This is a genomic window from Aurantimonas sp. C2-5-R2, from assembly GCF_036549495.1.
Lineage (GTDB): Bacteria > Pseudomonadota > Alphaproteobacteria > Rhizobiales > Rhizobiaceae > Aurantimonas > Aurantimonas coralicida_A.
In genome coordinates this window covers 15,170-42,089 of the sequence record NZ_JAZHLJ010000034.1, presented here as the reverse complement: position 1 = coordinate 42,089, position 26,920 = coordinate 15,170, and the positions used below count along the sequence as shown (strand labels likewise).

The 26,920-nt window shown below is 65.2% G+C and carries 26 protein-coding genes and 1 tRNA gene; 5 read left to right on the top strand and 22 right to left on the bottom strand.

What is annotated here, in order from left to right; genetic code table 11:
* Positions 1 to 86 precede the first annotated feature (86 nt).
* Both VQ044_RS14895 and VQ044_RS14890 read right to left on the bottom strand, forming a co-directional pair.
* Complete coding sequence (locus tag VQ044_RS14895) at positions 87 to 1,073, bottom strand: TRAP transporter substrate-binding protein (protein WP_327647929.1); 987 nt, start codon at positions 1,071 to 1,073, stop codon at positions 87 to 89.
* 100 nt (positions 1,074 to 1,173) lie between these two features.
* Positions 1,174 to 2,253, bottom strand: a complete 1,080-nt coding sequence (locus VQ044_RS14890; protein WP_327647930.1) for a 4-hydroxythreonine-4-phosphate dehydrogenase PdxA — start codon at positions 2,251 to 2,253, stop codon at positions 1,174 to 1,176.
* Between the two features lie 109 nt (positions 2,254 to 2,362).
* On the opposite strand from VQ044_RS14890, the gene VQ044_RS14885 reads away from it, so the two are divergent.
* Entirely contained in the window at positions 2,363 to 3,049 is a 687-nt protein-coding gene (locus VQ044_RS14885) for a GntR family transcriptional regulator (protein ID WP_327647931.1), read from the top strand.
* Between the two features lie 52 nt (positions 3,050 to 3,101).
* Here VQ044_RS14885 and gcvP read toward each other — a convergent pair whose 3' ends face one another.
* The 3 genes from gcvP to gcvT are packed head-to-tail and all read right to left on the bottom strand — an operon-like array spanning position 3,102 to position 7,478.
* Entirely contained in the window at positions 3,102 to 5,954 is a 2,853-nt protein-coding gene (gcvP, locus tag VQ044_RS14880) for an aminomethyl-transferring glycine dehydrogenase (protein ID WP_327647932.1), read from the bottom strand.
* 10 nt (positions 5,955 to 5,964) lie between these two features.
* Complete coding sequence (gcvH, locus tag VQ044_RS14875) at positions 5,965 to 6,327, bottom strand: glycine cleavage system protein GcvH (protein WP_327647933.1); 363 nt, start codon at positions 6,325 to 6,327, stop codon at positions 5,965 to 5,967.
* A gap of 11 nt (positions 6,328 to 6,338) precedes the next feature.
* Positions 6,339 to 7,478, bottom strand: a complete 1,140-nt coding sequence (gene gcvT, locus VQ044_RS14870; RefSeq protein ID WP_327647934.1) for a glycine cleavage system aminomethyltransferase GcvT — start codon at positions 7,476 to 7,478, stop codon at positions 6,339 to 6,341.
* A 371-nt stretch (positions 7,479 to 7,849) separates the two neighbouring features.
* On the opposite strand from gcvT, the gene VQ044_RS14865 reads away from it, so the two are divergent.
* The 4 genes from VQ044_RS14865 (at position 7,850) to VQ044_RS14850 (ending at position 11,806) form a co-directional block, all read left to right on the top strand.
* Complete coding sequence (locus VQ044_RS14865) at positions 7,850 to 8,617, top strand: TVP38/TMEM64 family protein (protein ID WP_327647935.1); 768 nt, start codon at positions 7,850 to 7,852, stop codon at positions 8,615 to 8,617.
* Between the two features lies 1 nt (position 8,618).
* Complete coding sequence (locus VQ044_RS14860; protein ID WP_327647936.1) at positions 8,619 to 10,046, top strand: dihydrolipoyl dehydrogenase family protein; 1,428 nt, start codon at positions 8,619 to 8,621, stop codon at positions 10,044 to 10,046.
* Between the two features lie 66 nt (positions 10,047 to 10,112).
* Positions 10,113 to 11,615, top strand: a complete 1,503-nt coding sequence (locus VQ044_RS14855; protein ID WP_327647937.1) for a sensor histidine kinase — start codon at positions 10,113 to 10,115, stop codon at positions 11,613 to 11,615.
* A gap of 114 nt (positions 11,616 to 11,729) precedes the next feature.
* Positions 11,730 to 11,806: transfer RNA gene (locus VQ044_RS14850), tRNA-Arg, on the top strand.
* 798 nt (positions 11,807 to 12,604) lie between these two features.
* Here VQ044_RS14850 and VQ044_RS14845 read toward each other — a convergent pair.
* From VQ044_RS14845 to VQ044_RS14765, 17 genes are all read right to left on the bottom strand, one after another.
* Positions 12,605 to 12,847, bottom strand: a complete 243-nt coding sequence (locus tag VQ044_RS14845) for a hypothetical protein (RefSeq protein WP_327647938.1) — start codon at positions 12,845 to 12,847, stop codon at positions 12,605 to 12,607.
* Entirely contained in the window at positions 12,847 to 13,539 is a 693-nt protein-coding gene (locus tag VQ044_RS14840) for a DUF4376 domain-containing protein (RefSeq protein WP_327647939.1), read from the bottom strand. Before VQ044_RS14840 ends, VQ044_RS14845 begins: the two co-directional genes overlap by 1 nt.
* A 3-nt stretch (positions 13,540 to 13,542) precedes the next feature.
* Positions 13,543 to 15,561: a phage tail-collar fiber domain-containing protein gene (locus tag VQ044_RS14835; RefSeq protein ID WP_327647940.1), complete on the bottom strand. Its 2,019-nt coding sequence runs from the start codon at positions 15,559 to 15,561 to the stop codon at positions 13,543 to 13,545.
* The gene (locus VQ044_RS14830; protein WP_327647941.1) at positions 15,558 to 16,259 is read right to left on the bottom strand and encodes a phage tail protein; all 702 of its coding nucleotides are present in this window, start codon (positions 16,257 to 16,259) and stop codon (positions 15,558 to 15,560) included. Before VQ044_RS14830 ends, VQ044_RS14835 begins: the two co-directional genes overlap by 4 nt.
* Positions 16,252 to 17,445 (bottom strand): baseplate J/gp47 family protein, encoded by a 1,194-nt coding sequence (locus tag VQ044_RS14825; RefSeq protein ID WP_327647942.1) that lies wholly within the window; start codon positions 17,443 to 17,445, stop codon positions 16,252 to 16,254. Before VQ044_RS14825 ends, VQ044_RS14830 begins: the two co-directional genes overlap by 8 nt.
* Positions 17,442 to 17,906 (bottom strand): baseplate, encoded by a 465-nt coding sequence (locus tag VQ044_RS14820; RefSeq protein WP_327647943.1) that lies wholly within the window; start codon positions 17,904 to 17,906, stop codon positions 17,442 to 17,444. Before VQ044_RS14820 ends, VQ044_RS14825 begins: the two co-directional genes overlap by 4 nt.
* 59 nt (positions 17,907 to 17,965) lie before the next feature.
* A complete protein-coding gene (locus tag VQ044_RS14815) occupies positions 17,966 to 18,547 on the bottom strand; it encodes a hypothetical protein (protein ID WP_327647944.1) in 582 nt (193 codons plus the stop codon).
* Positions 18,548 to 18,564: 17 nt separating this feature from the next.
* Positions 18,565 to 19,509 (bottom strand): hypothetical protein, encoded by a 945-nt coding sequence (locus VQ044_RS14810; RefSeq protein WP_327647945.1) that lies wholly within the window; start codon positions 19,507 to 19,509, stop codon positions 18,565 to 18,567.
* A 78-nt stretch (positions 19,510 to 19,587) separates the two neighbouring features.
* Positions 19,588 to 19,863, bottom strand: coding sequence for a PAAR domain-containing protein (locus tag VQ044_RS14805; protein WP_327647946.1), 276 nt, complete (start codon positions 19,861 to 19,863; stop codon positions 19,588 to 19,590).
* A 52-nt stretch (positions 19,864 to 19,915) separates the two neighbouring features.
* Positions 19,916 to 20,383: a hypothetical protein gene (locus tag VQ044_RS14800; protein WP_327647947.1), complete on the bottom strand. Its 468-nt coding sequence runs from the start codon at positions 20,381 to 20,383 to the stop codon at positions 19,916 to 19,918.
* 43 nt (positions 20,384 to 20,426) lie between these two features.
* On the bottom strand, positions 20,427 to 21,428 hold the full coding sequence (locus tag VQ044_RS14795; RefSeq protein ID WP_327647948.1) for a phage late control D family protein: 1,002 nt from the start codon (positions 21,426 to 21,428) through the stop codon (positions 20,427 to 20,429).
* Positions 21,429 to 21,477: 49 nt separating this feature from the next.
* Complete coding sequence (locus tag VQ044_RS14790; protein ID WP_327647949.1) at positions 21,478 to 21,750, bottom strand: hypothetical protein; 273 nt, start codon at positions 21,748 to 21,750, stop codon at positions 21,478 to 21,480.
* Positions 21,747 to 21,965: a hypothetical protein gene (locus VQ044_RS14785; protein WP_327647950.1), complete on the bottom strand. Its 219-nt coding sequence runs from the start codon at positions 21,963 to 21,965 to the stop codon at positions 21,747 to 21,749. The genes VQ044_RS14790 and VQ044_RS14785 overlap by 4 nt, the downstream gene beginning before the upstream one ends.
* A 9-nt stretch (positions 21,966 to 21,974) precedes the next feature.
* The gene (locus VQ044_RS14780) at positions 21,975 to 22,454 is read right to left on the bottom strand and encodes a phage tail protein (protein WP_327647951.1); all 480 of its coding nucleotides are present in this window, start codon (positions 22,452 to 22,454) and stop codon (positions 21,975 to 21,977) included.
* 51 nt (positions 22,455 to 22,505) lie between these two features.
* The gene (locus VQ044_RS14775; protein ID WP_331827699.1) at positions 22,506 to 25,796 is read right to left on the bottom strand and encodes a phage tail tape measure protein; all 3,291 of its coding nucleotides are present in this window, start codon (positions 25,794 to 25,796) and stop codon (positions 22,506 to 22,508) included.
* Between the two features lie 191 nt (positions 25,797 to 25,987).
* Positions 25,988 to 26,341, bottom strand: a complete 354-nt coding sequence (locus VQ044_RS14770; protein ID WP_327647954.1) for a hypothetical protein — start codon at positions 26,339 to 26,341, stop codon at positions 25,988 to 25,990.
* A 54-nt stretch (positions 26,342 to 26,395) separates the two neighbouring features.
* Entirely contained in the window at positions 26,396 to 26,902 is a 507-nt protein-coding gene (locus VQ044_RS14765) for a phage major tail tube protein (protein WP_327647955.1), read from the bottom strand.
* Positions 26,903 to 26,920 lie beyond the last annotated feature (18 nt).

The window sequence follows — 26,920 nt, the reverse complement described above, 5'->3', positions numbered from 1 at the left end:
GTCTCGATCGATGCGCCCATCATCCATGACCTCCGAATCATGGTCGCCCATGGATTCAGAACTCGTCGAAAGACGCAACTGTAATGCTAGGAGCCGTCGGCGAGAGACTGCGCCTTGTCGATCATGTCCTGGCCGCCTTCGACCTCGGACGCGAACTTCTCATAGAGCGGCTTGGAGGCGTCGATGAAGGCCTGGCGGTCGGCCTCGTTGACCTCCATGCCGCCGTCCTTCAGCTTCTGGAGAAGTTCACCGTCGGCACTGGCGCCCTGTTCACGCGCCCATGTGGCGACCTCCTGGGCGGTCTCGGCGAGGACGGTTTGAATTTCGGGATCGAGCTTTTCGAACGTCGCGATCCCGACCGTCGGGTAGGCCGGCGAATAGACGTGCCCGGACATCGACAGAAATTTCTGCACCTCGTCGAGCTTGCCCGCGGCGATGTTGGTCAGCGGGTTCTCCTGACCGTCGATGACGCCGGTCTGCAGCGCGACGAAGACTTCGGAGAACGACATCGGCGTCGGGTTGGCGCCATAGGCCTGGAACATCGCCACCCGCCAGGACGAGTTCGGCGTGCGGATCTTCAATCCTTCCAGATCGGCCGGCGTGTTGATCGGTCGCTCGTTGTTGGTGATCTGGCGGAAGCCGTTTTCCCAGATCGCCAGCGGGCGATAGCCTTGTGCCTCGGCGGCTGGCACCAGCACGTCCTTGAACAAGGTCTCGTCGATCCGCGCCAGGTGGTCGCGATCCTTGACCATGAAGGGCAGGTCGAAAATCGCGTACTCCGGCGCGATCTCCGGCATCGTCGAGGATGGCAGCGTCAGGTGCATGGTGCCGAGCTTGATCTTCTGCAGCATGTCCTTGTCCTTGCCGAGCTGCGAGGAGTCGAACACCTTGACCACGGCCTTGTCGCCGAGCTTTTCGTTGGCGCGCTTGGCGAATTCGCTGGCGGTCCGCTCCTGCAGCGAGCCGTTCGCGGCGCTGATGCCGAAAATGATCTCTTCCTGGGCCTCAGCGGCGGCACCGGCGGTCAAAAGGACTGCGCCCGCGAGAAGCGCCTTCAAAGTTGTGTGCATCATTTTCTTCCTCCCATCTGCGTTGAAAAATCTGTCGTTGGTCTGGTCGTCTGGTGTGCGGCCTTTTTCGGCCGTTCTTCGGCGTGGATTTGGGCCGTGCGCTTCAGGCGGCGGCCGAGGATTCGAGGCCTTGGCGAAAAAGCGTGGCCAAGCTCTGGTCCGGAGGCGGTGTATTCCCGTCCGCCTCATTCTTGCGGGCCGCGAGCATCAACCCGAGTTCGATGGCTTTTCGGCCGGCGCCGGCATTGGCGATGCCCTGGCCGGCGATGTCGTAGGCGGTTCCATGCGCCGGCGTGACGATCGAGAACGGGTAGCCGGCGATCAGCGTCACGCCCCGATCGAAGCCGATGAGCTTCATCGCGATCTGCCCCTGGTCGTGATACATCGTCAGTACCGCGTCGAACTCACCCTTCAGGGCCCGCACGAAGACGGTGTCGGAGGGGATTGGTCCCGTCACGGCCATCTGGTGGGACAGAGCCCGTTCGACGGCCGGCAGGATGATCGCGTCGTCCTCGGTGCCGAAATTGCCGCCGTCGCCGGCATGGGGATTGAGCGCCGCGACGCCGATCCGTGGTCGCGCGAATCCCGCCCCTTGCATGGTCTCGACGGTCAGGCGCAGGCTCTCGAAGACGCGCTCTTCGCTGAGCGCGCCGGCAACCTCGGATAGCGGGATATGCGAGGTGCAGCGGGCGTTCCAGACTTCGTCGAGAACGTTGAACTCGCTGCCATTGCGGGTTGCGTGAATGGTGCGGTTCACGAAGCCGATCTCGTCGACGTAATCGGATTCGGCCTGCCGCATGGCGTGCTTGTTGAACGGCGTGAAGAACACTGCGTCGGCATGGCCGCCATTGGCCGCTAGCAGGGCACAGCGGAAATTGGCCAGCGCTGAGCGACCGCCATCAGCGCTGGCGGTGCCGAGTTCGATGGTGGCGGGATCGCAGTTGCCAAGATCGACGAAACATGAGTGCTCGGGCCGCCGCGGACCCAACGCATCGAGCGAAACGGTCGGCAGATCAATGGCGACGTCGGCGTGTTTCGCTCCCATGTCCAGAACGCGGCGATCGCCGATGACCAGCATGACCGCCTGGGAAGCGATGTCGGCGGCGAGCAGCCGGGCAGCGAGTTCCGGGCTGATGCCCGCGGGGTCACCGATCGCAAAGGCGATCACCAGATCGTTCCGCATTCGGCCTCCCGCCGGTTCTGGATATTGCATTTTGCATACAATATTTCTTTTGACGTGCGCAAGCGGTTTTTTTGCTATGAAGGCGCGTTGCCTCTTGCTGGAGCCCGCCGTGACTGAACTGCCGGTCGAAGACGATATCGCCTATCCGGACGCACCCGTGATCCAGAGGCAGACGCTGCACGAGCAGGTCGCGGGCCGAATCCGTGACCTCATCATCGAGGGGCATCTGAAACCGGGCGCTCGGATCAACGAGGCCGCGCTTGTCGATTCGCTCGGCGTTTCCCGCACGCCGCTCCGCGAGGCGCTCCGCACGCTCGCCGGCGAAGGTCTGATCGACATTCGGCCGGCGCGGGGCAGCATCGTGCGGCGGCTGACGCCCGAGGACGTGTTCTCGATGCTGGAGGTGTTGGCGGAACTGGAAAAGCTTGCCGGCCAGCTGGCATGCAAGCGCGCCAGCGACGAGGACCTTGCCGAACTCCTCGCGATTCACGACGCGATGATGGGCTATTACGCCAAACGCGACCGGCTGACTTACTATAAGGCCAATCAGGAGATACACGCGCGGATCGCGCGGCTGTCGCGCAACAACATGCTGATCGACGTACAGGCAAACATCCAGGCGCGACTGAAGCGCATCCGCTTCCTCGGCAATCAGGGACCCGAGGCCTGGGCGAACGCCGTGGCCGAGCACGAGGAGATGGCCGAGGCGCTCCGTGTTCGGGATGGCGCGCGCCTCGGCGAAGTCCTCGCCAAGCATCTGATGAACACTTGGGACCGGGTCAAGGACGTCGTCTGAACGGCGCGCCCGCCGCAATTGAAGCGGGCGCGCAACGGTGGACGGCAGCCGGCTACTCGGCGGCTTCCTGATAGTCCTCGACCGGTGGGCAGGAACAGACGAGGTGGCGGTCGCCATAGACGTTGTCGACGCGGTTGACCGGCGCCCAGTATTTGTCGACCCGGAACGCCCCCGGCGGATAACACGCCTGTTCACGGGTGTAGGGCCGGTCCCATTCGCCGACGAGATCCTCCACCGTATGCGGCGCGTTCTTCAGTGGATTGTTCTGCGGATCGATGCGGCCTTCCTCGATGTCGCGCGCCTCCTCGCGGATCGCCAGCATGGCGTCGCAGAAGCGGTCGAGCTCGGCCTTGGTTTCTGATTCCGTCGGCTCGATCATCAAGGTTCCGGCCACCGGCCAGCTCATCGTCGGGGCGTGGAAGCCGCAGTCGATCAGCCGCTTGGCCACATCGTCGACGCTGACGCCGGCGGACTCCTGCAGGATGCGTGTGTCGACGATACATTCATGCGCCACCCGGCCGTTCTTGGCCTTGTAGAGCACCGGATAGGCGTCCTCGAGCCGCTTGGCGACGTAGTTGGCGCTGAGGATCGCAACCTTGGTCGCCTGGGTGAGGCCCGCGCCGCCCATCATCAGGCAGTAGCTCCACGAGATCGGCAGGATCGAGGGCGAGCCGAACGGTGCGGCGGAGACCGGCCCCTCGCTTCCGCCCGTCGTTGGATGGCCCGGCAGATACGGCGCCAGATGCGCCTTGACCCCGATTGGCCCCATACCCGGACCGCCGCCGCCATGGGGGATGCAGAAGGTCTTGTGAAGGTTCAGATGGCTGACATCGGCGCCGAAGTCGCCCGGCCGCGCGAGGCCGACGAGGGCGTTCATGTTGGCCCCGTCGAGATAGACTTGGCCGCCATGCTCGTGGACGATGGCGCAGAGTTCGGCGACGCTTTCCTCGAACACCCCGTGCGTCGAGGGATAGGTGATCATGCAGGCGGCGAGATTGGCCGCATGGGCCTCGGCCTTGGCGCGGAAATCGTCGACATCGATGTCGCCGTTCTCGTCCGACTTCACCACCACCACCTTCATTCCCGCCATCTGCGCCGAAGCCGGGTTGGTGCCGTGCGCCGAGGTCGGAATCAGGCAGATGTCGCGGTGATCATCGCCATTCGCCTGGTGGTAGGCGCGGATGGTAAGGAGACCCGCATATTCGCCCTGCGCGCCGGAGTTCGGCTGCATGGAAACGGCGTCGTAGCCGGTGATCTGGCACAGCTTGTCAGACAGATCTTCGATCAATGCCTTGTAGCCGAGCGCCTGATCCTGCGGCACGAAGGGATGCAGTTCGGCATATTCCGGCCAGGTGATCGGCAGCATCTCGGCCGTGGCGTTCAGCTTCATGGTGCAGGAGCCGAGCGGGATCATCGACCGATCTAGGGCGAGATCGCGGTCCGACAGCCGGCGGATGTAACGGGTCATCTCGCTTTCGGCGCGGTTCATGTGGAAGACCGGATGGGTCAGGTAATCCGTGCTGCGCCGCAGCGGTTCCGGCAGCCGGTTATCGCGGTCGAAATCGTCGACCGTGAATTCCCCGCCGAAGGCCCGCCAGACGGCTTCGATCACGGTCGGGCGCGTCCGCTCGTCGATGCTGATGCCGATCCGGTCGGTGCCGACCTTGCGCAGATTGACCCCCTCGGCGAGCGCGGATTTCAGGATCGCGCCCTGCAGCCGCCCGACCTCGATCGTCATGGTGTCGAAAAACGCCTCCGGCTCGACCGTATAGCCGAGTTTTTCCAGCCCCTTGGCCAGCAGCACCGCGCGCTGGTGCACCCGCTGGGCGATGGCCTTGAGGCCCTCCGGCCCGTGGAACACCGCGTACATCGCCGCCATCACGGCGAGCAGCACCTGCGCGGTGCAGATGTTCGACGTCGCCTTTTCGCGGCGAATGTGCTGCTCGCGGGTCTGCAGTGCCAGACGGTAGGCGCGGTTGCCGCGCGTATCCACCGAAACGCCGACGAGCCGGCCGGGCATCGCGCGCTTGTGCGCGTCCTTCACCGCCATATAGGCGGCGTGCGGGCCGCCATAGCCCATCGGCACGCCAAAGCGTTGGGTCGAGCCGACGGCGATGTCGGCGTTCATCTCGCCGGGCGTCTTCAAGAGCGCCAACGATAACAGGTCGGCGGCCATCACCGCGATGGCATTCTCGCCATGCAGCGCCGCGATCACTTCGGTGAAGTCGCGCACATGGCCGTAGGTGCCGGGATATTGGAAGATCGCGCCGAACACCGTATCCGGCTTCAGATCCTGGAAGGGATCGCCGATTTCGACCGTCCAGCCGAGCGGCTCGGCCCGGGTGCGGATCACCGCGATCGTCTGGGCGTGGCAGTTCTCGTCGACGAAGAAGACGGTGCGTTTCGATTTCGACAGCCGGTGCGCCATCGCCATCGCCTCGGCCGCCGCGGTCGCTTCATCGAGGAGCGAGGCGTTGGCGACGTCGAGCCCGGTGAGGTCCGACACCATGGTCTGGAAGTTCAGCAGTGCTTCCAGCCGGCCCTGGCTGATCTCCGGCTGATAAGGCGTATAGGCCGTGTACCAGGCGGGATTTTCCAGGATGTTGCGCTGGATGACCGGCGGCGTGATGGTGCCGTAATAACCTTGGCCCAGCAGTGAAACGAGGTTCTGATTGCGATTGGCGGTCTCGCGCAGCGCGTCCAGCGCCTGGCGCTCGGTCATGGCCGGACCCCATTCGAGCGGCTTTTCCTGCCGGATCGCGGCGGGGACCGTCGCGTCGATAAACGCGTCGAGACTGTCGGCGCCGAGCAGCGCCAGCATCGCCTCCATCTCGGTCGGGGAGGGGCCGATGTGACGCCGGTTGGCGAAATCGTAGGGCTCGTAGTCGGTGAAGTCGAAGCTCATGCGTGACGCCTTATCCGACCAACGCCTTGTAGGCGTCCTCATCCATCAGGGCATCGGCCGCCGACGCATCCTTGAGCTTCATCTTGAAGAACCAGCCGGCATCCATCGGGTCGTTGTTGACGACGGACGGATCGTCGGCGATCGCCGGGTTCACCTCGGTGATCTCGCCGTCGAGCGGAGCATAGATTTCCGACGCGGCCTTGACCGATTCCACCACGGCGACGTCGTCGCCCTTGGCAAAGCTCGCGCCGACATCCGGCAATTCGACGAAGACGAGGTCGCCGAGCTGGATCGAGGCGTGGGTGGTGATTCCGACCGTGGCGATATCGCCATCGAGCCGCAGCCACTCATGGTCTTCGGTGAATTTGAGCATTCGGCTGTCCTTTAACGTTTGAAGTTGGCGGCGACGAACGGAAGCGGCGTGACGATGACGGGAATGCGCTTGCCTCGCACGTCCGCGAAGAGCCGGGTGCCGGCCGTCGCCAGTTTGGAGGGGACATAACCCATGGCGACGGGACCATCCACGCTGGGACCGAAACCGCCGGAGGTCACCGCGCCGACCGGAGAACCGGCCTGTTCGTCGGAAAACAGCGCCGCGCCGCCACGAACCGGGGTTCGCGTCTCGGGGCGCAGACCGACGCGGCGACGCGAGGTGCCCTCGGCCAACTCCGCCAGGATTGTTGCCGCGCCCGGAAAGCCGCCGGCGCGCTCGCCGCCGGTGCGACGCGTCTTCTGGATCGCCCATTGGAGCGCGGCTTCCACCGGCGTCGTGGTCGTGTCGATATCGTTGCCATAGAGGCAGAGGCCGGCCTCCAGCCGCAGGGAATCGCGGGCGCCGAGGCCGATCGGCTCCACCGCCTCATGGGCGAGCAGCGCGGTCGCGACGGCCGCGGCCTTCTCCGCCGGGATGGAGATTTCGAAGCCGTCCTCACCGGTGTAGCCGGAACGCGAAACGATGCATTGCGCACCGCAGAGCTCAACGGACCTGATATCCATGAAGCGCATTGCGGTGACATCGCCGGACAGCGTGCTCAACGCGGCTTCGGCCTTCGGCCCTTGCAGCGCGATAAGGGCGCGATCGGTTAGCGGCGTGATCTCGCAGCGGTCCGACAGGGCGGCGCTGAGATGGGCGATGTCCTCGGCCTTGCAGGCCGCGTTGACGACCAGGAACAAATGGTCGCCGCGATGGGCAACCATCAGATCGTCGAGAATGCCGCCGGCCGGGTTGGTGAACAGCGCATAGCGCTGCCGCCCTTCCTTCAGGCCGGCGATGTTCACCGGCACCAGCGTTTCCAGCGCCAGCGCGGCATCGCGCATGTCGCCCGATCGCGGCCTGATCGTCACCTGCCCCATATGCGAGACGTCGAACAGCCCGGCGGCGGCGCGCGTATGCAGGTGCTCCTTCATCACGCCGGCCGGATATTGCACCGGCATCTCGTAGCCCGCGAACGGCACCATCCGGGCGCCGAGCGACATGTGGAGGTCGAACAGCGGCGTTTTCAACAATTGTGCCGTTTCACTCAAACGCCTTGCCTCCGGCCCTGGAATCCGATGCCACTATAGCCAGGTTCGCCGCCGCGTCGCTACCCGTTTCCTGGCCTCTTGGCGGAGCCGCCCAACCGACAATGCTTCGGCCCACCGCACCTTGTCGGACGTCGTCGATGCGAGGTGGGCGAGGGAGATTCATCGCGTGCGAACCGGACCGGGAGGGTGTATCGCGGGCATTATCGGTCTTCAACACGGCGTGAGATGCCGCGTGATCGCGTCTTTTCCCTTTGCGTATGGGCTGTGGCGCGCAATGTTGGCGCCAAAGGACATGGCGTCGCTCGCAAATCGGTGGCCGGCGAAGGGTCTATCGTGTGCGTTTGGCAGACGGCCGCGAAAGAGGAGACGGAATGGACACGGACGGCGGCGCAGGTTGGACCTCCACACTCAAGCGCTACCTTCCTCTCGCGATCATCGCGGCCGGACTGCTGCTTGCCTATAGCCTCGATCTGCACGGCTACCTGTCGCTCGAGTCCTTCCTCGCCAGCCGTGATCTGCTCGGCCGCTTCGTCTCGGAAAATACGGCCGTTGCCTCGGTCGGATATGTCGTCGGCTACGCCGTTCTTGTTGCTTTCGCCTTTCCCGCGGCGGCGATCTTCACCGTCGCAAGCGGCTTCCTGTTCGGGTGGTTTCTTGGCGGGATCCTCACCATCATCGGCGCCACGATCGGCGCGACGCTCATCTTCGTGGCCGCGCGTTACGCCTTCGGGGATCTGCTGCGCAAGCGCGCCGGCGGTGCCATTGCGCGCTTCGCCGACGGTTTTCGCGACGACGCCTTCGCCTATCTCCTCGTTCTGCGGCTGACGCCGGTCATGCCTTTCGTCGCTGTCAACGTGGCGCCGGCCTTCTTCGACGTCCCACTCAGAACCTATGTCATGGCGACGTTGATCGGCATCATTCCAGGCTCGATGGTCTATGCCTTCCTCGGCAGCGGCATCAATCAGGCGCTCGTCAATGTCGGCGAGGGGGATGTCGAGCTCGCCGATCTCTTGACGACGGAGATGACCATCGCCTTGCTCGGGCTCGCCGCCTTCGCGATCCTCGGTCTGGTCCTGAAGAAGATCTATTTTCGTGGACGGCGCCCCGTCGCCGCCGAAACGAAGCCACGCGGAGGCTGAGATGGCCGAGATCCTGACACCCGACATCTGCGTCATTGGAGGCGGGTCGGGCGGCCTGACCACGGCAGCGGCCGCTGCCGCATTCGGGGTGCCGGTCGTTCTCGTCGAACGCGGCCTGATGGGCGGCGACTGCCTCAACTTCGGCTGCGTTCCCTCAAAGGCGCTACTCGCCGCCGGCAAACACGCCGCCGCGATCCGCGCCGCGCCGCTGTTCGGCGTATCGGCCGGCGAGCCGACGGTCGATTTCTCTGCCGTCAAGGCGCATGTCGACGGGGTGATCGGGGCGATCGCACCCAATGATACAGTCGAGCGCTTCGAGGGTCTCGGCGTCCGGGTAATCAAGGCCGACGCGCAATTCATCGATCCGAATACCGTCAATGCCGGCGGACAGTTGATCCGCGCCCGGCGCTTCGTCGTTGCCGCCGGCTCCTCGCCGCTGGTTCCGCCCATCGACGGGTTGGCCGAGACGCCGCATCTCACCAACGAGACGATTTTCTCTCTCACCGAGCGGCCGAACCATCTCCTGGTGATCGGGGGGGGGCCGATCGGCATGGAAATGGCGCAGGCCCATCGCCGGCTCGGCGCCAAGGTTACCGTAGTGGAAGGCGAGACGGCGCTTGGAAACGACGATCCGGAACTTGCGGCCGTCGTCCTTCGCCGTCTCCGCGCGGAGGGCGTCGTCATCGAGGAACACACCAAAGTAGTCGGCGTTGATGGAGGCGGAAGCGCGGTGCGGCTGGCCATCGAGCGCAAGAACGGCGAGAAAGCGATGATCGAGGGGAGCCATCTCCTGGTCGCAGTCGGCCGGGCGGTGAATGTCGAGGGTCTTGGCCTCGACGCGGCGGGCATCGACTACGATCGTCGCGGCATCAAGGTCGGCGCCGATCTGCGCAGTTCGAACCGACGGGTCTATGCCGTCGGCGATATCGCCGGCGGCCCGCAATTCACCCATGTCGCCAACTACCACGCCGGGCTCGTCATCCGGGCGATCCTGTTTCGCCTGCCGATCAAGGCCGACCACGACAAGCTCCCGCATGTGACCTTCACCGATCCGGAACTCGGTCAGGTCGGCCTGACCGAGGCGCAAGCCAGGTTGCGCGGGCTCAATGTGGATGTGCTGCGCTGGCCCTTCGAGGAAAACGATCGCGCCCAGACCGAGCGACGCACTCAGGGGCTGGTCAAGCTCGTGGCCGGCCGCGGTGGACGGCTGCTTGGGGCCGGGGTCGTCGGTGCCGAGGCGGGCGAACTCACCAATCTGTTTTCGCTGGCGATCGGCAGGGGCCTGAAGATTTCCGATCTGCGCGATTTTATCTCGCCCTATCCGACCTTCTCCGAAATTGGCAAACGGGCAGCCACCTCCTACTATCATCCCTATACGCGGCGTCCGCTGGTGCGCCGTGCTATCGGCTTTTTGAGCCGGTTCGGCTGACCAGGCGCATGGACAGTGTTGAGCGGGTCGAATCTCAAGGCTGCAAGCGAAGGGACGAGCGTCGCATTGCCGAAGGACACGAAGCGACCTGCCGATCGCCGATCGAAGGATGTCGCGCGCGTGCCGCTCGTCAGGCGGCGTATTTCAACGCGGCTTCTGCTCGTCACCATGCTGGCGGTGATGCTCGCCGAAGTGCTGATCTTTGTTCCTTCGATCGCCAATTTTCGCGAGGACTGGCTGTCGGCGAAGATCGAGACCGCGGCCGTCGCGGGGCTCGCCTCGAGCCAGAACAATCCACAGGGCGACGTGGTGCTCGGCCCCGCCCAGGAGGCAAGCCTGCTCAAGGCTCTCGATGCCAAGCTCGTCGCGATCGTCGAGGGCGACGTCTCGCGATTGCTGGCCCGTGACGAAACGCTTGGCGTTGTCGATCTGCAAATCGACCTGAGCAATCAGAACCCGTTTCGGATGGTGACTGGCGCGTTCAACACGCTTCTGTCCGGGGGCAACCGCACCATGCGGGTGTTCGGTGCGGTCGGCGACGGATCGCTGGTCGGCGAGGTGGTGATGTCGGAATACCCGCTGCGCCGCGTCATGCTGATCTATTCGCGCAATATCCTGCTGTTGTCGCTGGCGATCGCCTCCTTCGCCGCGCTCCTGGTCTACGGGTCGATCAGCGCCTATCTGATCCGGCCCATCCAGGCGATGACAGGCTCGATGATCCGGTTCGGCGAGAAACCCGCGGACTCCTCCCGGATCATCCGGCCGACCGAGCGCGACGACGAGATCGGCGTTGCCGAGGCGGAACTGGCCGCCATGCAGACTCGGCTCGCCGACACGCTGCGCGAACAACGCCATCTGGCGGATCTCGGCCTCGCCGTTTCCAAGATCAACCACGATTTGCGCAACATCCTGGCTTCGGCGCAGATGATCTCCGACCGCCTGGCGACTCTCAATGATCCGCGCGTCCAGCGGGTGGCGCCCATGCTGCTGCGTAGCCTCGACCGAGCCTTGAACTACACCCAGTCGGTGCTGGCTTACGGGCGAGCGGTCGAAAACGCGCCGGTGAAGCGCAAAGTGCGGCTGAAACAGCTGGTCACCGACGTGTTCGAGATGGTCGCGGTGTCGCCCGAGTCCGGGATCGGCTGCGTCAACGCGGTGGGCGAGGGGCTCGAAGTGGAGGTGGATCCGGACCAGTTCCACCGGGTTCTGGTCAACCTTTGCCGCAACGCCATTCAGGCGTTGGAGGGCAACGAGGCGGACCAGCCCTCGGTCGTGCGGCGGATCACCATCGCGGCGCGGCAAGAGGTCGATGGCGAGACCCTGGTCATCGTGGAGGACACCGGACCGGGACTGCCCGAGCGGGCCCGCGAAAACCTGTTCAAGGCGTTCACCGGGTCGGTGCGTTCCGGCGGGACCGGGCTCGGGCTCGCCATCGCGGCGGAGATCGTCGAGGCGCATGGAGGCCGCATCACCCTCGCCGACGGCACGACGCCGGGAGCCCGCTTCGAAATCCGGCTGCCGTCGCGTTCGTCGCTTGGCGCGGCGGCCGCCACCGTCCCGATCACCTGAGACAGGTGACCTTCCAGCTGAAAATTTGCGGCCGATGCCGGCTTGCATTCCAAGACCCGAGCGGCTACCTAGCCCTCACGAACGCAGCAGCCTCGTCAGGGCCTGCTCGTCAGTGCGCCCGTAGCTCAGCTGGATAGAGCACCAGACTACGAATCTGGGGGTCAGAGGTTCGAATCCTTTCGGGCGCACCATTAAATTCAAAGACTTAACGGTTCGATCCGTTGGCGTTAGTCACATTCTAGTCTCACCTATCTGATGTGCTTGGGTGGTTCTGTATATGCTGCGGTGACTGTGTGGCGCGGCGCGAAACCTCGGACAGATCGGCAACAGACTTCGGACAGATTTTTCGCCTGGCAGACCAGTCCGGCGTTAGACACCTGCCGATGGGCGGATCTCTAACGCTGCATCGCCAGCGACGATCGGCTTACTTTACCGCTCTGCCAGCCGTGTCGCCGTGCCGGGCTGGTGGCCGGTAACCGGTCTGGCGCTCGATCTCGCGCATGACGGCGCTCCAGTTGTAGCGCGCAAAATCATATGCACACGCGCGCAACTTCAAATGCACTCCGTTTCAGCTGCCCGTGAGCCGTCATCGAAGGCGGTTTGAAGAGCCTTTGCCGGAGCGCCTCAGCACCAGGTCGCGCGCAGCTACGGGTCAGGCGCTGAGCCGGACCCGCGAAGGGTTGAGGTGCCTGACGACCGTCGTGCGGAAGGGTCTCGATCCGGGCGATGAGCCTGGCGGCGAGATTGCGCTTGCCGCCGATATAGCCGGCAGCCGGCTGCACCGGATCGACGGCGCGAAAATTCGAGTGCATTAAGTAAACCTTCACAGATCGCTGTCACCGTCGCGCGGCTGCCTTCGGGCAGTGGCGGCGGTGGCGTGATCCTAATCGACGTCATGCGGGGGTCTTCCGCCAAGTCGATTCCCCGTAGCCGGCTTCGGCCGGCCCCCGTCGCCAAAGGAGCGACGGACATCTTTACTGGCCGCGCCGCTATCGCCGCCTGCCGCGCGGTCCGCATTTCAGGCCGCACCAGACGGCGGTGCCGAACGCCATGATGGCGCCGAGCGCGATGCCGGCGACCGGATGCGAGGCCGCCATGGTACCGGCGACGCATGCACCGAGGTCGAGCGACGACGCGGTGTCGAGCGGCGATAGATCATGCGCCGCGCAGCAATCGGTGAGCCGGACTCCGAACCAGACGTCCGGCCACCATGTGCATTCGAGATCGGGCATCAGGTCGGCCAGCCGGCCTCGATGTCGATCGCGTCGAGCGCCGCCTCGTCGGCAGCGGCGGCGATCGCGTCCTTCAATGCCCAGGACCGCGACATCACCGCGCCGCGCCACTGCGCCATCGCCACCAGCGCCGACGACACGACCGTCGCCGATGCCGAGAATGTCTCATCGGCCGCGTCGCGGATTTCCATCGGATCGGCGCCGGCCCCCGCTGCGATCGCCGCATCCGCCAGGTTCTTGAGCCCAAGCCAATTGATCGCGTCGCCTTCGCTGCGCTGGTCGAGCGTCCGGATCCCCGCCGTCGCCCCGAAATTGTGCTGGTAGCCGACGCCGATGATAGCGTCGCGCTGGGCGTTGACGGCGACCGCTTTTGCCGCACGCGCCCGGTCGAGACGATCGGCGTCGCTCTCGGGGCGCACCGTCCCGGCGTCGACGACCAGCAGATCGTCAAAGGCGCAGGCGACCGCTTGGCGACCCTCCGCGGCGACGACATGCTTGGTGAGCACCGGGTCCGCCGGATCGACATGATAGTCGCCACCATGGTCGGCCGCCGCGACCAGAGCGCCGTCCACGACCCGCCAGAGCGCGAACTGCTCCGGCACGATATAGGCCGGATGCGAGATCGCCGCCGGCCCAATGGGGGCCGAGGCCACCGAAATGATGATGTCGCCATCGGCACCATAGTACCACATGGATCAAGCCCTCAAATTGTACTGGAGATAGACATAGGTGCCGGTGGCCTCGGCCGAAAAATCCGTTTTGGTGCTGGTGCTGATGCCATGCCGCGTCGAGGACGTGATCTTGGCCAAGTTAGCCACACCCTGGATGCCGGACGCCGGCGGCGCGGTGGCGCCGATGACCCCGGAAAATTGGCGCAGGCTGGGGCGTCGCGCCCAGTTGTAGGCCACCTGGTGCACATACACATAGAGGTAATCATTCGTCGTGAAGGTGATCCCCGTCGAAGTCGAGACTTCTGCCATCAACTCCAGCGTCTCGGCGTTTTCGAGGGCATACACCAGCGGCACGCTGACGCCCCGCGTGTCGATGGATGCGACGAAGATCTCGTCGTATCCCGCGTCGAAGCTCGGATCGCTGGCCGCCAGCGCGCCGGGATTGTAGGCCGCGCTGGCGGTGTCGTGCAGTGTGGCCGTCGTCGTGTCGGCGACGCGGTCATACACGACCTTCAGGTGGTAGACCTTTTCGGTGACGACCGCGAAATTCTGTGCCGGAACGCTGATCGTCTTGAAATTGCGCCAGGAAAACTTGAACGCCGGCATCGACACGGTGCCGGCGACGGCGGTGACGGGCACCTTATGGTCGGCGGTGAGCACGGTCGGATAGACGTTGAGATAGGTGACCGTGTCCCTGTCGATGTAAGCTGTCTGCGCCAGCGGCGCCCATTTGCTCCATGCGCCCTGATAGCGCCCGCGCAGGAACGAGCCGACCGCGGTGTCGGCGGCGTAGGGGATGGCGATCTGCGTCAATTGATCGCCGGCATAGGCGAAGTTCAAGGCATGAAACAGAGCCGCGCTGCCTGGGATAGGCCCGCTGGGATCACTACCCCGCAACAGCACCGGATACATGCCCCAATCGACGGCATCATTCCAGCCGGCCGCAGGCACCGGTGCCGTCGCCTTGGCGCCCTTGATCCGCTTGGCGATGGCGGCGAGAACGCCGCCTGCCTGCGACGCCCGCCCGGTATTCGCGCCTGCCTCGGTTTCTGCCGTCGTCTCCAGCTCGATGCGGCCCGCCGCCGTCTCGGTCGCCAGGTCCTCGGCCCAGGCGACCCCATCATAGCGCAGCACGATCTGCCGGCCCGACCAGTATTGCACCTGCAACCCGGCAAGCGGCGCTGCGAACGTCCAGGCGCCCCCGATATAGATCGCGATCCGGCCGTCCTGTCCCGCCCAGGCGCCGGTTCCCGCTGGCTTGACGATGTAGCGGTCGCCCTCGGCCGGGGCGCCCGGCGGCGCCGACTGCCAGCCATTGACCGGGATGTCGGCGTTGGCGTTGCGAGCCTCGAAAGGCGAGTAATCCGACACCCGCACGAACCGCTCTGTCTCGGGCTTGGCGGGGTCTGTGAAAAAGCCGCGCTGCCAGGCGCCGAGCTGGCCGAGCGAAAAGCTCCACTGCGAGCCGGCCTTGCGCAGGTTTAGCGTGTCGCTGTCGCCGAAGACGCCCGCCGCCGCGCCGAGGTTCGACCAGTCGGTCGTCAGCGTGCGGTCCTGCGACAGGTCGCCGCCACCGGCAAGCCCCGTCGCGGTATCGATACGGCGTTCGGCCGTCAGACCATGGACGGGATCGATCGCGACGACGAGGGCTTGAAGATCGGTGAAGAACACGTCGATGCGATAGGTGAAATCGTCGGCCGCGCCCGTCGCCGGGTCGGCCTTCGGAATTCCCGGATCGCGGCGGCCGATGGCGATCAGGCCGCCGGCGGCATCGAGAAGCCCGTGCTCGCGAATGACGAAGCCGCCGATCTCGGCCGAAAGATACGCGTCGAAGAAGGCCGCCGTCTCGTCGGCGAGGATGCCCCAGTTGGACAGACCTTCGCGGTGCACCTCGTTGAGCAGCGCCGCCTCGCCGCCGGCCGGGATGCGGTCGCCGTCGCCGAAGACCATGCGGTCGATCGCCGGCACGACCTGGCCGGCGGCTTTCTTGGCCTGCCACTCCCGGCCGTAGCGGGTGATGATCGTAAAATTGCTCTGGGTCATGGCGTGAGCCCTGTGGTGTGGTGAACGCCGCCGGTCCGCGACGTCGCGGCGACGATCGTCTCGGCGCGCTCGTCCTGGTCGGTCGGCAGAAGAATGCGGGTGTGAACGATGCCGCCGATCCGAGCGACGGCGCCGATGTGGAGAGGCGCGCGGGCAACGATGCCGAAGCGCGTCGCGCCCTCCTGGCTCCAGCGCTTCATGGCGTCGATCATCTGGAGCGCGGCGGCGCGCGTTCGCGGCGTCAGGCTCGAACCGTCCTCGTAGAGAACGTCGTCGATATAGGCGGTCGCCTCATAGGTGTTCGGCGCTCCGGGCGGCACGCGTTTGAACCAGTGCGTGAAGGTGAGCTTCATGCCGATCAGCGACAGGCCGAAGGCGATGCCGGCGACGGTGCCCTTCTTTTCATGCAGCGGGACGGCGTTGGCGCAGAAGTTGCGCACGATCGCCTCGGTGATGCCCTCGAACATGAACTCCTGCAGCGACAGGCCGCGCACGAAGAAGGGCAGCAGCCGCGCGTCGACCTTGCTGAAGTCGGTCAGGATCAGGGCGTTCGGATCGCCCGCGTCGATCGCTCGCCCGATGACGCGGATGAAGGCGCGGCCCCGCGCATCGGCGACGCCCGGCGGCACCAGCCGGCGATCGAGGCCATCGACGCGAACGAGGCGATCACGCTCGGCAAGTGTCAATTCGTCAGGCATCGGCCGCGCTCACGATATCGACGGTCAGCACGCCGAGGCGGGGGAAGCGGTCGAAGGCCAGATCCTGCCAGACGAGGCCGATCGTCTCGGCGTCGACGACGCCGGCGACGCCGCGCGCGGCGGTCGTGACGGCCGAGGGGGCAATCTGCGCGCCGAGCGAACCGGTGTCGGGCGCGAAACTGGTTGTCCGGTCGCCTGCGCCGGAGGGCCGACGCATGGTCGCAAAGCTCGTCGCCACCACCTCCCGCGCCTCGGCCTCGAGCCGGGTCCAGTCGGCGTTCGGATCGGCGCGCAGCTTGAGCGTGAAGTCGAAGACGGACGGTGCCGGCGCCAGGACAAAGACGAAGTCGCCCTGCGGCGCGACGGTGTCCGGGTCGAGATGGTCGAGCACCTGATCGAGCAGCGCCTGGCCCGGCAGCTCGCCGCCCGTCAGGAGCGGATAGATATGAATGTAGCCCGGTTGCGGCCGATGCACCGCGACGTCGGCGATGGCCGGATTGACGCGGCGGACCTCGAAGCCGTAGCCGCCCCAGCCGCCGCGGCGATCGAAGCGCTCCGGCGCGTCGATCGTCACCTCGCGCAGATGCTCGTCGTCTTCCTGGTCGGCGCCGCCGCTGGAGACGTCGATCGAGGCGGCCGACAAGCCCGGCGCGATCGAGGCGAGCGCCGCGGTGAGCTGGCCGGCGACGAGGCCGTTGTGGCGGGTGCCGGGCTCGGTTGCCGTTGCCACCGTGTCGACGGTGAGCTGGCCTGCCGGGATCGCGGCGTCCGCGTCGGTTGCGAAGATCAGATCGCCGGCGGCAAGGCGGGTTCCCTTCGGCACCAGCACCTGGCCGGGACGGGCCTCGGCCAGCGTCAACCGGACGGTGACGGTGGCGGCCTGGGCGAGCAACCGGCGGACGGTGATGTTGGCCGCGACGTTGTCGAGGTGGCGATCCTCGGCGAAGACGGCGAGATTGGCGATGATCGCCGCCTGGTTCTCCTCGCCCTTCGTCGCCAGCACATAGGCGAGCATCTCGATCAGGAACATTTCGGTCTGGTCGGGATAGAGCGTGCGTCCGCTCTCTACTTCGAACCAGGCGACGAGGCGCGCCTTCCAGACGGACGGATCGCGCTCGAAGAGGATCGGCTCGCCGCGGGCGCGCAGCGCGGCCAGGGTCAGCCGGGATGGTGAGAAGGCGTTCACGCGGAAAGGCTCCCGGCCGGGACGATGGCGGAGCCGGCAACGGCCAGAAGCGCGTCGCGGGTCAGCGTGATCTCGGTGCGGCGAATGTCCTCGATGACGCTGGCGATCGGCGACCAGAAGACCGGGACGGAATAGTGCGCGAAGCCGAGGATCGCGACGCTGACCTCGCGCACCGTGATCCGCGGATGCCAGCGGGCGAGGCCCTCCCAGATTTCGACGGTGAGGCGCGGGACCGCGACCGCCGGCGGCCGGTCGATCCAGGGCAGGAGATCGCAGCCCTTCTCCGGTTCGGTCGGCACCGAGCCCTTCGGCGTGAAGATCAGATTGGCGATGCCCTGGTCGAGGTCGTCGATCTGGTCGACGATCTCACCCCACGCCGGAGCCCGCCGGCCGACCTTCATCGACCAGTGGGCGTAGGGGATCGCCGAGCGAGAAACGAAGGGCCGGGACGTCGCGAGCATCCTCGGACGTTAGGCGGAAGGGCTGCATTCCGGGACGTGCAGTCTGCAGGGGCGAGGGCTTATGCGGTGGTTAGTGGCCGCGGTGCGCGCTGATGATCCGAAATGCTCGGCAATGCGGACAATTCCCTCGCAAGATCCTCACTACGGCGTGTTTCGCGCGCTTTGGCCTCTTCGGCGACCGTGTTGATGTGAACGTCTAATAAACTCATGAGGGCCTGCAAAAATGCTGGCAGGCGTAGGAACACGAGAGTGCCAAGACCAACGATTGCGAGATTGAAAATCCATCCTGCATCAAACGCGATCTTGGTCCACGGCACTTCCACGTACAATGTCCAATCCATCACCTGGGCAAAAATGACCACAGCGATTGTCCAGAGAGACAGAACGAAAACACCGAAGAAAAAGGCAATCTGACGCTTGAGCGCTTTTCTGTAGATCGCAACGTTTGCGCTCGAAACTGTCGCCGGCCTCAAGACCGTGGCACTCAGGACGACAGTCGGGAAAATCGCCGCGTTCACTATGCTCAAGGTTGCGACAATTTCGGACGCCGCCGATTTCAAGGCGTCATTATCCAGCCAATGCGCAGCTACTCCGCCTACAAAGGCAGCGGCAGTGACTTGTAGGATGAGGCGAATATCCATAGCACTTCATGTGGGCTTCAGATGTTCTCAATATGGCCCTGTTGTCGCCATTCATCAAACTGTTCGAGAAGTTTTCGGCGCGCGTCATCGGCGTCATAAAGAGAGCCATTTGTCTCGATCGATTTTGTCCCCCGCAGTCGGGTACCGATGGCGCTTACCGGTCCATCGGGACCGTCAAACGTGATATCGTCAGCGTCTTCAACGTTTCGAAACGCGCGATTGAGGTCACCAACGTTCATGGGGCGTTTTCGCCCTCCGGTCTTAAATTTTAGTAGTACGTCGACCTCGACTTGGCCGTCAGCAATCATCTGCCCGAGGTCGGCGTTTGTAACCATCAGTGTGGATAAAATGCTCTGGCTTGCCGGTTGGCGCTCTATGTGCGGCACTGGCGCCTGATCGACCGGACGTTCGACCGGTTGTACTTCCGAAAGGCTCGTCAGGCTGATCCGCGCTGAAGTCGCTCGCATGCGCTCGGTCCTCGGAATTCTGGTTTCAAGTATTAGCCGGTGTTCGGCAGAAAGGACCCGTGGCTGTTTCTGAAGAAGCCATGTCAGATAGGTTTCGAGACACTTCGACGAGATTTGACCGCGCGAGCTGTATAAGACGTGATCTCCATAAATTAGGACGTACATCGAACCTCGTAGCGGGCTATCGCCCTCCGGGACGAGATATTGCTCGACGCTTAGATACTCTTGACTGTCACCCTCGCGGACTGACGCGAACTGCGCATCCGGTTCAGAGCGGAGCACATCGGCGAAAAGCCAATCTTCGGTACGGCTCGTGCGATTCAGAACGACGTGATGGCCATCGTCGGCAAGTTGCCGCCTCTCGAATACGCTCTGGCGAAGGGTTTGATCGTTTCCGATATCGAGCGTCAGGGTCTGATCCAAGGCGGAATGGAGCTTATTGGTCGAAACGGTCGGAGTGTCGCGGTTCAAGAACCGATAGTGGATCGCTGCCATATTCTCCCACCGCCGTCGCGCCGAATCATAACTTTTACGCTCATGCAGGAGAATATTCACCGCCTGATAGAGTCAAGTTTACTGTGGCAGCGTCCACCATCCGCGCCCGGTGGTCGCGTGGCCGCAACTCGCCAGATGCCCCTGGCGGCAGACCGGCACGCCATCGATCGTGAACCAGCTCGACCCTTCCACCATCCGCGGCGTGGCTGTGTGCGGCGGGGCTGGCGGATGCGGCTCGACGGGATCGCCGAGGAGGACGATGGTCTGGCCCTCCACCGTCCAGGGCGCGGCCGGGCCGGCGAGCTGCGCGCCTCCCGCGACGTCGAGCGCCTTCACCGCGATCCCGAAGCTCATCGTCTCTGTCCCATCCTTAAGCTCCTCGCTTCGCTACGTCGCTGACGGGTCCCTATGTCTTCACGCCGGTCAGCTTCGGGGTGGCGATCGTGATCTCGCCGCTGGTGATTGTGATGGTCGAGGCCCCGACCTTCAGGATCAGCGTCCCCGAGATTTCGATCGTCCGCGTGCCGCTGCCGGGATCGTGCTCGTCGAACGACCCGTCGCGGAAATCCTTGCGGGTGACGTTCGCGTCGGACGTCTTCGGCCGATCCGCCCTGTTGTAGCGGGTGCCGGCGACATAGCCGCCCTCGCCAGCGGGATCGAGGGCGCACCAGACCTCGTCGTCCTCGTCCGGCATGTCATAGGAGGCGTTCTTCGACGAGCCCGAACCGACGACGTCGATCCAGTAGGACGACGTTTCATCCTCGTCGGGAAACTGGACGCGGACGCGGCGGTTCGCGCCGTCGCGCTCGACGACGCGGCCGCGCTTGTTGGTGTGGTTGTTGTGCAGCTCGCGAGCGCGATCGGACCCACTCATGTCTTCGTTCCCTGTTCGCGCCGGCGGCGCTCACCGCCTCTTGTCACTCTTTTGCCTCCCGCGCTTCCTTGAGCGTGAGAACCGTCGGATACGGCCCGCGCGTCAGGGAATGATCGGAGCTGTCGGCGACGTAACGCCCGGCCCATTTACCGAAGTCGGCGCCCAGCGCGATGACGGACCCGGCAACGAGGTCCGGGCGGCCGACGAGGGTCAGAGATCCGGACCGCCGGTTGCGGTTCGTCTGGTGAAGCCGGCCCTTGGCCAGAAGCGCCGCCTGGGCCTCGTCCTCGGTGCGCTCGACGATCTTCAGGATGTCGCCGGTCTTCACCCTGTCGTCGGAGATCTCCGCCTTGATCAGCCGCTTGTCCTCGTCGTGGAAATAGCGGCTTTCCGCCTTGGAATTCGTCCCCTGCGTCTCGAACCGGCCGGTGAAGGAGACGACGTCCGGATGGTTCACGGTGAAGGTTGCCGCCACCGGGGCGCCGTCGACCTGGTCGACCGGCCAGAACTGGATTTCCGTGCCGCGCACCGAGACGTAGTGATCGGTGTCCTCGCCGAGCTGCACGAGGAATTCCAGATCCCGCATCCGGCGCTGGGTCTTGCGCCGCCACTTCGTCTTGTTGAACGCGCCCTTTACCGTCAGGCCGGCGCGGTTCGCCACCTTTTTCGCGATCGCCTCGACCGTCATGTCCTCGTAATCCGCGGTCCGTTCGGTGCGAAGGCTCGCCGTGATCGGCGCGGCGATCCCGCGCATCGTCATCGTGTCGCCGCCGCGGCCGATCTGGACCTCCGGCTCGTCCAGTTCGAAGCGCCCGGCATAGGTGCCCGGCGCCCCCTTCCAGCCGTACCACAGCTCCATCGTGTCGGACGGCTCCGGACACCACGGCCCCCGCCAGCGCCCGTCCTTGTCCTGAACCGTGACCTCGATCTCGTCGGCCTCGCCATGCAGCTTGTCGGTATAGCGCACCGACGTCGTCATCGGGTCGAGATCGCCGGTGATGTCGACGCCACGGTAAAGCAGTATCCAGGCAGCCTCCTTCGCCATTACCGGTTTCCCCGTTCGCGCCGACGGCGCTCACCGCCTCTTGTGGCCCTCATGCCGCGACCCCCGGCACCGGCGCGCCGCGCTTCCAGGGCGGCAACAGCGTCTCGTCGAGGCGCTGCTCGACGACGGGAATGCGCAGGATCAGCCCCGCCGGCAGGATCGCCGGCACGCGGCCGATTGCACCGGACGCTGGGTCGACGAAGACGGCGCGGTTGGCGGTGATGATCAGCGATTGCCTGGTGACGTCGCGATAGTAGGACCACGCGATGAGGTCCCAGCGCTCGCCCTCGCTCGTGACGTGCTCGAAATGGCCCGTGCTCATGGCCGGCCCCGATCTTTGATGAAGTGATCCGCGACATCTTCGGGGCGGAAGGCACGGGCGGCGCTGCCACCAAACGTCTTCGGGCAGGCCTCGATTTTGTGATTACGGCCGCCGCAGTATGTGCAGCGCATGTTCGCTCGTCGCGACGAGCCGCCGAAGGTCTCCGGGCAATTGGCATAGGTATGTCCGTTAGAGCCGCAGTAGCTGCAACGCATCGCCGCCTCCTATTTCAGGGTCCGGACGGCGTAATTGACCGCCGCGCCGGCGGCATCGGCCACCGATCCGGAAAAGACGCCGGCGAGGACACCGAACACGCCGGCGACGCGAGGATCCTCGGACAGCTCGATCCGGGCATCGATCCGGACCAGGCGGCCCGACCGTGTCGTCGCTTCCGTCGTCTTCGACAGCTTGTCGACGACGTAGCGGGCGCCGCCATAGCCGACGCCGGGAATGACCAGTGTCGCCGCCGACTTCAGGCGGTAGGCGAGCATCAGCTTCGCCCACTCGGCCGACACGTCGCAGAAGCCCTCGTCGAAGAAGAAGGCGAAGGAGCGTGTGTCGCGTTTCTCGCCGATCGTCTGGATCGGCGGCTTGCCGCGCGCCGTCGCGTGCTCGGCGAATTCGTTCTCGAACGTCTCCTGGTCGGCCGTCGGCCCGGTCAGATGGTCGCTGCCGAGCGGGATATCGCCGAAGTAGATCAGCATGGGCTTCCTTCTTCCCTGTTTGGACCTTCGGTCCTCACCGCCTCTTGCCGATCAGAACTTCAGCCGCGAACGGCGCCGGTTCTCGCTATCGACGGCCTCGCCGATCTCGCGGCGATGCTGGCGCAGCTGTTCGGCAAAATCCGCCTTGTCGGCCGCCGTTCGATAGTTGACCGTTCCGACCGTGAACGGCGCATGGATGGTCACGCCGCCTCCGCCCGCGTTAGAGCCGCCCGACGAGGCGGCGGCTGCCTGGCGGTAGAGATCAGGCCGATCGCGCGGCGTCGGCACGCCCGTCGCCCGCCGCGATGGCCCGGAGACAACGCCGAAGCGGCGTGGGGAAGGAACCCCGGCGGCCATCGCGTCGGCGGACAGCGACCGCATGGCCTTCACTGCGGCATCGCTGCGGATCGAACCGGCGATCGTCTCGCCGAACTTCAGGCGGTGGATGTCGGAGAGCGGACCGATCTTGGCGGGCGACGACGGCAGATGATCCCGCAATGTCTGCGCCAGCTTCTGCATCTCGGCGATGGCGGCCTGGGCGCGCGAGCGCATGCCGGCGGCGAGCGTGTCCATCATCGATGCGCCCTTGCCGAAGAGATTGAGGGTGGCGGCCCCGGCGATCGCCGCCATGGTACCGGTCACGGCGGCAACGGCCGCCGCGCCGCCGGTCGACAGCCCGGTCGACAACGAAGCCGCGATCCGCGCGCCCTCTGGCGCAAGGTCAAAACCCGAAACGGCCGCACGCACGCTCGCCAGCGATCCGCTGATCGCCGAGGGCAGGGCGTTGCCGGCTGCCGTCGCGGCGTCGATCTTTTGTGTCAGGGCGTTGACCTCGGCGCTCGCGGCGCGGACGGTGTCGACCGATGGCGTGGCAACCGACGGCGCAACCTTCGGCACCGTTGGCGCGGGCGGCTCGACGGGCGGCGCGTTGCGCAATTCGTCCAGTAGTTCCAGCGTGCGCCGCACCTGGTTCTGATAGGGCGTCCAATTGCCCGCGTCGCCTTCGAACGGCCGCAGCGCCGCGTTCAATTGGTCGAGGTCGATGAGCTTCTGGCGATACTGCTCGATCTTCTCAATCGCGAAATCCCACTGGCCAGCCCCGGCGCTTGCCTCGCCGACGAGCCGTCCGGCATCGGTGTTGTCGCCGAACATCGCCTTGAGGTCCGGCAGGTCGGGGATGATTGCGTTCCAGTCCCATTCCGGCAGCACGGCTTCCCATGAGAAGTCGAACATCCCCTGGAAATAGCCGGCGATGTCGACGTCGGGCAGGACGAGGTTCTTCAGCCAGGTGAAAAAGTCGGCGAACTCGGCCTTCGCGGCGGCGAAGTCGCCCTGATAGAGCGCCGCCATCGCGCCGGTGACGGTCTCGATCCAGCGCGCCAGACCCTCGATGCCTGTGAGCGAGACGGTGCCGACGATGCCGGCGAGGTTGCCCATCACCTGGCCGAAGGTCTCGACGCCGTCCATGGCGCCTTCGTTCGCGGCGAAGCTGTCGAACAGCGCGCCGATCGCCGTGCCGATCTTGCCGAAATTGTCGAGGATCGGGCCGATTTGATCCCAGATCCCCGACAGCCGCTCGGCCATCGACCCGAGATAAGGTTCGAGCCCGGAAAAATACCCTTTGAAATAGCTGACCAGCGTGTTGCCGGCGAAGGAGGCGAAGCCGCCCAGCGCGTCAAGGACGCCGCCGATCGCCTGCTGAAAGCGGGTGTAGGTCTCGATCGCTATCTCGATCGCGGCGCCACCAAGATCGCCGATCGCCGCGCCGTCAAAACCAGAGAAGAGGTCGCCGAGCCGGGCGACGAGATCCCCGCCGATCGACAGCAAGCGGTCGACATTGCCCGACATGACGTCGACCAGCGTGCCCAGCCGCTCGCCGATCGGGCCGAGATGATCCGAAAAGCCAGACGCGATCGACAGCGCGATGGTCGAAGCGCCATTGCCGAGCGTTTGCAGTGTCTCCCAGACCGTCGACAGCCCTGAACCCACCGCAGTGAGCACCGGCTTGAGCGCCGCGCCGGCGGTCCGCGCCCGCTCGAAGATGTCGCCCATCAGACCGATCTTCAGCTCCGCGTCGGCCGAACCGACCAGGAACTCCGAAATCGGATCGAAGAACCCGCGCATCGCCGCGCCGGCGCCGGCGAGTTTGTCGAGGCCGAGCCCGTCCGCGAAGCCCTTGATGCTCTGGCGGACGCGATCGAAGATGGTGACCCGCTCGCCGAGGGTGCCCATGATGTCGATCATCTTGCCGAGACCGGCGTTGATCGGCGGCAAGGCGCGGCTCATGGTCTCGATGCGGATCGCCGCGAGATTGTTTTTGAACAGCTGCCAATTGTTGGCGGTAGTCGCGGCGCGCGCTTCGTATTCCTTCAGCACCGATCCGGCATAGCCGGCTTTGTTGCCGACGAGGGCGAAGGACTTGGCCAGCAGCTCGGTGTTGCCCGCGAGCTTCAAAAAGTCGTCGGCGAAGTCCTGGCCGACGATATCGACCAGCGCGGCGAGGCCGTTCTCGGATCGGTCGACCGCCGTGAACAGCTTCTCGAAGGCGGCGCCAGGATTGGTCTTGGCAAGGGCGAGGAATTCCGTCCGCACCAGGCCGAGCGACTGAAATGCCCCGTCGACCTTCTCGCCGCCGACTTTGAGCGCGGTGAACAGTTTCGTCGTGGCGCGGGCCGCCGTTTCCGGCACGGTTCCCAGCGCGATCATCGACGCGCCGAGCGCGCCCATCTGTTCAGCGCTCATTTCCAGCAGCGCCGCCGAGCCGCCGGCGCGGGTCAGATAATTGATGATCTGCGGCGCCTTGGCGGCGAGATTGTTCGACAGTTGGTTGACCGCGTCCGAGGCGTCCCGCAGGCCCGACATGTCGAGCTGGAAGACGTTCTTCATCTTCGCGAAACTCTCGCCGGCGGCGTCTGCCGTCATGTCGAAGGCGACGGCCGCCTTGGCGGTGAGTTCGGTGAAGTCGAGCGCGTCACTAATCGCGACACCGGACTGGATCGCTTCGGCCGTGATCGCCGCGAGACCGTCGGCCGCGATCGGAATGCGCTTCGACATCGCCAGAATGTCGCTCGACATCTGCTGGAGGCCGGCTGGGGATTTGAAATCCGCCACCTTGTTCACGTCGGCCATGGCGCTTTCGAAGGCGACCGCTTCCTTGACGCCGATCCCCAGCGTGGTGACGAGCAGGGCGACACCGCCGACCGCAGCGACCTTGGCAGCGGTGCCGATCGCCCGCATGGCGCGGCTGCCGGTATCGCGCAGGCGGCCGATCGCCCGGTCGACGCCGCGGATCGGACCGCTGGCCCGGTCGATCGCTTCGAGGACGAGTTCGAGCTTGGTCACGCTACCTCATCCCCGTTCGCGGCTTTGCCGCTACTTTTCCGCGGCCTTGCGGCGCGCCTCCGCGATGGCGGCGTCGTAGGCGAGTTGCTCGTCGAGCCAGAACCCGAATTCGACCTCACGCATGGCCATCAGACTGTCGTGGTTCCACCCGCGCCGCACCATGTGGACATGGGCGGCGGGAGTGGAGAGGGTCAGTTTCCCGAGCTTTCGCCCTCACCAGCGTCGTCATCTTCCCCCATCAAGAGGTTGATCAGATGCACGACGTCCGCGTTGGGGACGAGCGAGCCGATCTGGCCGACCGTCAGGCGCTCGCCCTCGAACTTGCAGACCTGGGCGACCAGGACCATGCCGGTCTTCGACCGGTTCTTGCCGGCGATCTTCGTGGCGTTCATCACCTGGTCGTGGCCGATGAAAGCCGGATAGGAGACGGTGAGATCGGTCGCCGGCAACGTCGTCGTCACGTCGCCGCCATTGGCCCGCTTGTAGGCTTCGAGCTTGGCGACAACGCCAGCCGCGGCGGTAGTTTCGGTGGCTTCGGTCTTCATCAGGACAAATCCTTCATCGGTCGGGGTTTGACGGCGCACGCATTCACGACGGGATTATTCCTTCCAGACGCGTTCGCCATTGACCTCGAAGACGTCGTTGAAGACGTCGAGGAACCAGATCGGCGTGGCGTCGCCCTCGCGGAAGATGCGCAGATAGGGAAGCGTGATCGCGTACTCGATCCCGGCCTTTTCGCCGAGTTCGGTGTCCATGCCGTCGTCTTCCATGAAGCGGAAGCGGGCATGCCAGACGATCGTGTGGCTCTTGTCGAACGAGTAGCCGGTCTCGTCGCTGACATCGACCTTCTGGTGCATCTGCCAGTCGTGCTGCTTGGCCGGGTTGGAAAGCTGCCGGTCGTAGCCATCGTCGAGATGACCGATCATGATCTTGCCGGTGACGGCCTGGAGCGGCCGGCCCGGCAGCTTCAGGACGCCGACCTGGCCGAGCGTCTTGTGCTCGACCTCGGTGGTTTTGCGGCCGTCGAGGGTCAGCTTGTCGACAAGACCGAAGAGGCGCTGGTCGACGTCGTAGACGTGGGCCTGGCTGATCTGTTTGAGGTCCATTGTTGGCTTCCCTGTTTG